This window comes from Streptomyces sp. NPDC015127 (assembly GCF_043080095.1).
In the GTDB taxonomy this organism is placed as follows: domain Bacteria; phylum Actinomycetota; class Actinomycetes; order Streptomycetales; family Streptomycetaceae; genus Streptomyces.
Genome location: NZ_JBIBVE010000069.1, coordinates 1 through 4,880, shown reverse-complemented (window position 1 = coordinate 4,880; position 4,880 = coordinate 1). Strand labels below are relative to the sequence as shown.

Annotated in this window: 5 protein-coding genes; 3 read left to right on the top strand and 2 right to left on the bottom strand. The window is 63.3% G+C overall.

Annotated features, from left to right (window positions below):
• Nucleotides 1-665, bottom strand: a 665-nt coding sequence (locus ACF08N_RS37690) for an adenosylhomocysteinase (RefSeq protein WP_392329217.1), incomplete at its 3' end; no start/stop codon positions are given.
• 1,340 nt (nt 666-2,005) lie between these two features.
• Here ACF08N_RS37690 and ACF08N_RS37685 point away from each other — a divergent pair.
• The 3 genes from ACF08N_RS37685 to ACF08N_RS37675 all read left to right on the top strand — a co-directional run bounded on the left by ACF08N_RS37685 (nt 2,006) and on the right by ACF08N_RS37675 (nt 3,247).
• Nucleotides 2,006-2,371 carry a hypothetical protein gene (locus tag ACF08N_RS37685; protein ID WP_392329216.1) on the top strand — a complete coding sequence of 122 codons (366 nt, stop codon included), beginning with the start codon at nt 2,006-2,008 and terminating at the stop codon, nt 2,369-2,371.
• A gap of 61 nt (nt 2,372-2,432) precedes the next feature.
• Entirely contained in the window at nt 2,433-2,783 is a 351-nt protein-coding gene (locus ACF08N_RS37680) for a hypothetical protein (RefSeq protein ID WP_392329215.1), read from the top strand.
• A gap of 62 nt (nt 2,784-2,845) precedes the next feature.
• Entirely contained in the window at nt 2,846-3,247 is a 402-nt protein-coding gene (locus tag ACF08N_RS37675; RefSeq protein ID WP_392329214.1) for a hypothetical protein, read from the top strand.
• A gap of 93 nt (nt 3,248-3,340) precedes the next feature.
• Here the strand turns inward: ACF08N_RS37675 and ACF08N_RS37670 are convergent, their stop codons facing one another.
• Nucleotides 3,341-3,916: a hypothetical protein gene (locus ACF08N_RS37670; protein WP_392329213.1), complete on the bottom strand. Its 576-nt coding sequence runs from the start codon at nt 3,914-3,916 to the stop codon at nt 3,341-3,343.
• Nucleotides 3,917-4,880 lie beyond the last annotated feature (964 nt).

Below are 4,880 nucleotides of genomic sequence, written 5' to 3'. Positions count from 1 at the left end.
AGCAGCGTGCCCTCGCGGTGCATCTCGTAGAGACGGTGGACGCCCGTCGTCGTCTCCTCCGTCACGCCGCGGATCTCGGACGCGAGCTGCGTCCAGTCCAGAGAAGAGCCTTTCAACAGCTCCAGCATGAAGCGCAGTTCGTCGCTCTCGGCGGTGGTCGGGTCCGGGACGCGCCCTGTCTTCTGGTATTCGGCGCCCTTGTGCACGAGGAGGGTGGCGTCGCCGCCGTCGTCCAGGATCATGTTCGGGCCGCCGGTGGGGGTGTTCGGCCAGGTCAGGGCCTGCTCCGTGCACCACCAGTACTCTTCCGCGGTCTCGCCCTTCCAGGCGAAGACGGGGATGCCCTGCGGGTTCTCGGGGGTCCCGTGCGGGCCGACCGCGACGGCGGCCGCGGCGTGGTCCTGGGTGGAGAAGATGTTGCAGGAGGCCCAGCGGACCTGGGCGCCGAGGGCGACCAGGGTCTCGATCAGCACAGCGGTCTGCACGGTCATGTGCAGCGAGCCGGTGATGCGGGCGCCGGCGAGCGGCTGGGCGGCGGCGAACTCCTTGCGGATCGACATCAGGCCGGGCATCTCGTGCTCGGCGAGGGTGATCTCCTTGCGGCCGAAGGCGGCGAGGGAAAGGTCGGCGACCTTGAAGTCCTCGCCGTTGGCGACAGACGACATGACTGAGCGGCTCCTCATGGATTGGGTTCGAGGGGGTATACCACCGGTTTTGTGAGTCACGGGCGCTAACGCCCGAATACTCGGCAGTGCAGTCGTCGAGGCATCCTCTCCCTCGGCCGGTCCGCACCGGACCGCCCGACCGCCATCAGCAGCGACATCTGACTCTCGTGGGAAATTTACACATTTATCAGAGCGTAAGCCACAGTGAGACACTGTTGGAGTTCCCGTCCCTCGGGACAAGAGCGTATGAAGGGCTCTGGCTGGCAAGGGCATTGCATGAGTACCCCTTGCTCATCTGCTGCTACTCCCTGTCTGCGAACGTTACTGACCATCGCAGCTGCTCCTGCACGAGCTGACCCCTCAACCGGTGGCTGCGCCGGAGCTGTTGTGAGACCTGGGCCTAGTGTGGCGAATGATGGAGGAGCGTCGTCTCTGATCAAGCTGGACGGCAACAGGCGGACTCCTCGGACGAGGCGGCCGCACAAGCATGGAGGCGGCCAGGGCTGCCTCGCCGACCTTTCTGTCCTACCTGGCCTCTATCGGGGCGGCAGTCGCCGTCACACACGTCTCTGGCGGGCTCGAGAAGATGCTCTACCTGAACGCCCACGACAGCATCAATGGCCTGCTCCGCCTGGGAGACCCAGGTCTCTTCCACGTCACCACCGTCGACACCGACAGCGTCGGCCTGCGGGCTCTGCAGTTCGCCGACGACATCAGCCAGTCAACGCACGCCGGGCTCACCCAGCTCCTACACACTGCCCGCACTGTCCTCCGACAGCATCGCCGTTGCACGCCCTGGGACGGGCTGCCCAGCTGGCTGCCAGCGTGGCGCGAGCGAAGGCTCTCTACAACATCTCCTTTTCCTCCAGCGGCGACAAGAAGCCAGGCGACGCAAGCGTCTTCCTGGAAGATTTCATCCGCGGCTACCGGTGGGACATCCGCGACGAGGCTGACAGAGAGTGGTGCTCCCTCATGGCGAGGCAGGGCCAGTATGAGTTCCTGCGCCTCGGCCAGTCCGCCCTATCCATCAGCGACGAGGGAACCCAAGTCGTGGCCTCACCACGAGAACGAACGCCAACGACACCGACCTCTACCTCTCGGAGTACCTCGCCCGCTGGACAGGATGGAGTCTCGCCGTTCACCGCCTGGGCAAGGCACTCACGGACGACAACACCATGGAGAATTCCGCGCAAGATTCGCAGTCGCGCCCAACAGCCTGCCGAGGCTGCGCTTCGGTCACCGCTACAAGGCCCGCGCCCGGATCGTCGACCTGGCCGGCAACAGCCTGCCCTTCAGCACCAACGACATCGCCCAAGGAGCCGGCCAACGTTACCCCCACCGTGACCTACGGCCGCAGCACGCCCGTCGACGCCCCTAACATCCTGCTGCGCAAGCCCCGCGGTGCAGGAGAGTCCGACGACCGCGCCAACGCGGCCGACAACAACGTCCCGCCAGCCGAACGCCACATCGTCCCTCCGCGCACAGCACGGCTCACCGCCGGGCAGCACGGGGCATTCGACACTCTGGCCAACGGCCACCCCATGAACGCCGCTGCCTACACCGACCTCGTGAACCGCGACAAGGCCAGGCTGGAAGCCCTGCCCATCGCTCACCAGGAGCCAGCGCCCAACGAGAACTCCTGGTACTTCGACGCTGACAGCGTTCCCATCACCTACCTTCCTGAGTTCATACGTGGGAAGCCGTGATCGAGGGCCTGCCGGGAAACACCGAACGCACCGTCATCCCCTTCGCCGGCAGCGTGAACTCATGGCCCAACAGGAATTCCTTCAGGAAACCCGTTCCCTTGACGTCAGGCTTGCCCCGGGCGCCATCTATCGCCTGCGTCTCTCATCGAAACTGCGTATAGCTGCAGACATCGACCAGTTCGGTATGTGGGAGAAGATCAAAAGCTGGGTAGGGGAGTGGAACACGGACAAGTCGAGCAGCCAGCAGATCAGCCTGGAAGAAGTCCGAGACGAAATTCTGGCGGGCAAGCACTGGATGTTCACCCCCAGCAGGCCCCTCACGCTTGTGCACGCCGTGCGCACACCCATGAAAACCCCTGCCATCCCGAACTGGAGGTCTCCCGGGACATCAATGCGACGAAGGCCACGCTGACCGCCAGCCTGGATCTGAGCCGGAAGAGGGCCGGAAAGATCGATGTCATCGGCGAGTGGTCCATGCCCTTCGACGATGTGCCCGGCAGCGGGCTCCCGGGCACCCGCACCTACCGCAGTCTCGCCTTCAGCGCCACCGTCGGAAGGGAGCACGGCCCCAACCCTGGCGGCGACATCCTCAGCAAGAACGGTACCCACGAGTTCGGCGACACCAAGCACCGGTCCGTTGCCTACAAGGCCACCACCAGCGCATTCGTCGAACACTTCCGCGCCGAAAAGACCCTCAGCATCCCCAGTGCTGCTGCAGCGCCGCTCGGCGTAGCGGTCGACCCGGAATCCGTCCGGATCAAGAGCCAGAACGGCGACAATCTCTACACACCTGCACCCGCCGGAGAAACCGATCCGGCAACCGCGAGAGGTGACTACTTCGGAGGAGTGATCCCCTTCCAGGGCTTCCCGTATTAGCTTCAGGCCTCGGGCGGTATTTGCGGCATATCTGGGAATCAGATTAACCCGGGACGATATGCCTGATCTCAGTCGGCACCGGCGGGAGGGGGACTAGAGAGTTCCATTTGTTATGCGGTTCTTTAGATTATTTGAATAGGTCGCCCAAATCCCGTTCACTGCCCCACTGTTAATTGATGACCAGGCGTTGAAGTTCCAGGGCCCCCAGCTTTCGACATGCATGCGAATATCGAAGGTGCTTGTCCTGTGGAACGTGAACCGGATGTAACGGCCTGCGCCCTCGACGTGTCCCGGCAGCGATTTGAAAGTGAAGCTTGTGGGGGTTCGATCCGTGACGGCTATAGGGTTCATTAACCCGGCGACATTAAGGTAGCAAGTGAATGGTGGATTGTGTTCCGGAGGTAGGTTACCGAAGGAGCCGCAGTGTTCCTCGAATGGAAAAGTGTCGTAGAAGTGGGTGTCTGCCCCGTTGGCTACCATTTCGGCATCATAAAAGAAGCTCATGCCCAATGAGTAGTCATACTCGTACGATAGCGGAGAGTCTACCCATGGGGCCGCGGAGGTTGTGCCTGGGCCGAGCTCGGCAGCGCTTGCGCCGGTAGGCGCCGCGCCAGCCATCGCCGCAGTCGCCAGCATAGCGATGGACAGCTTCTTCAAGAAGATCTTCATTGTGCCCCTTCAGTGTGACGGAACCATCGCATGGGATCTTGCGCGCGGCGGCCTGGATGGGCACAGGAATGTGGACTGTTGAGGGATGAATACTCACGTGGCTGGCAGGTCCCCTCGTCATTTCCTGACCTGCAGCCCGGCCTTGGTCAGCATCAGCCGGCTGATGACGGGGAGTTTGCAGTGGTTTCGTAAGGTGCCACGCTCTCTGGCTATTCGGAAACGCGCTCGTCTGCTGGGAGCCAGGGCATGGCTGCGGCCTTCCCGCCAGCCTTAGGGGAGACGACTTGCTGTTCCCTGAAGTGGTTGCCGTGTGGCGGGCCGACAAGCGGTGCCGGACCAGAGCTGACACGGTGACCAGGACAATGCGCTTCACATGCGTACTCTGGCCCACACCGGGGTATTAGGGCGTGATCCGGAACTGGCTGACCAGGTTGCCATGGGATGCGGTGCGGAACATGCAGGGGGCGACCGTCCTCCTTCAGCCGCTAGACGTTCATGCGGCCGCAGGCGGCACTTGTAATGCCAGTCCGACCCCGGAGCGGTTCCGTCATGTGATTGCTGAGCAGGCCAAGGAAGTCGCCGCCACGTTCGGTCATCGGCTTCAGCCGTATGTGGCGAGCCTGGCCGCCCGAACCAGGCCCCCTGCTGTGGTGGGCCGGACTCTGCATCCACCTGTCAGCTCTCATCCCCACCGTATGAACGCGGAGGGACGTCCCCGGTCCAAGCGAATTGCTGCAGGCTGGATACGCGATTCCCGGCAGAAGGATTGCCAGGCATACAGGTCCGCTTCAGTGGGCTTTCGGCTGGCTCTGTGCGGGCCATAGAGGCGCTGGCTGAAGCACAGGTCGCGGTGGGACGGGACAGCCCTTACGACCTGGTGCGTGATTGGCGTGAGGTCGTGCCGGGGTAGCGGCTGGTGTTCCTGAACACCGCGTACACGTTGGCAGTGCGAGTGTCTTGTTGT

Excerpts from the sequence above, each read along its gene's own strand:
- ACF08N_RS37675 (WP_392329214.1), top strand. The coding sequence starts at position 2,846 with ATGCCCTTCGACGATGTGCCCGGCAGCGGGCTCCCGGGCACCCGCACC.
- ACF08N_RS37670 (WP_392329213.1), bottom strand. The coding sequence starts at position 3,916 with ATGAAGATCTTCTTGAAGAAGCTGTCCATCGCTATGCTGGCGACTGCG.
- ACF08N_RS37680 (WP_392329215.1), top strand. The coding sequence starts at position 2,433 with ATGGCCCAACAGGAATTCCTTCAGGAAACCCGTTCCCTTGACGTCAGG.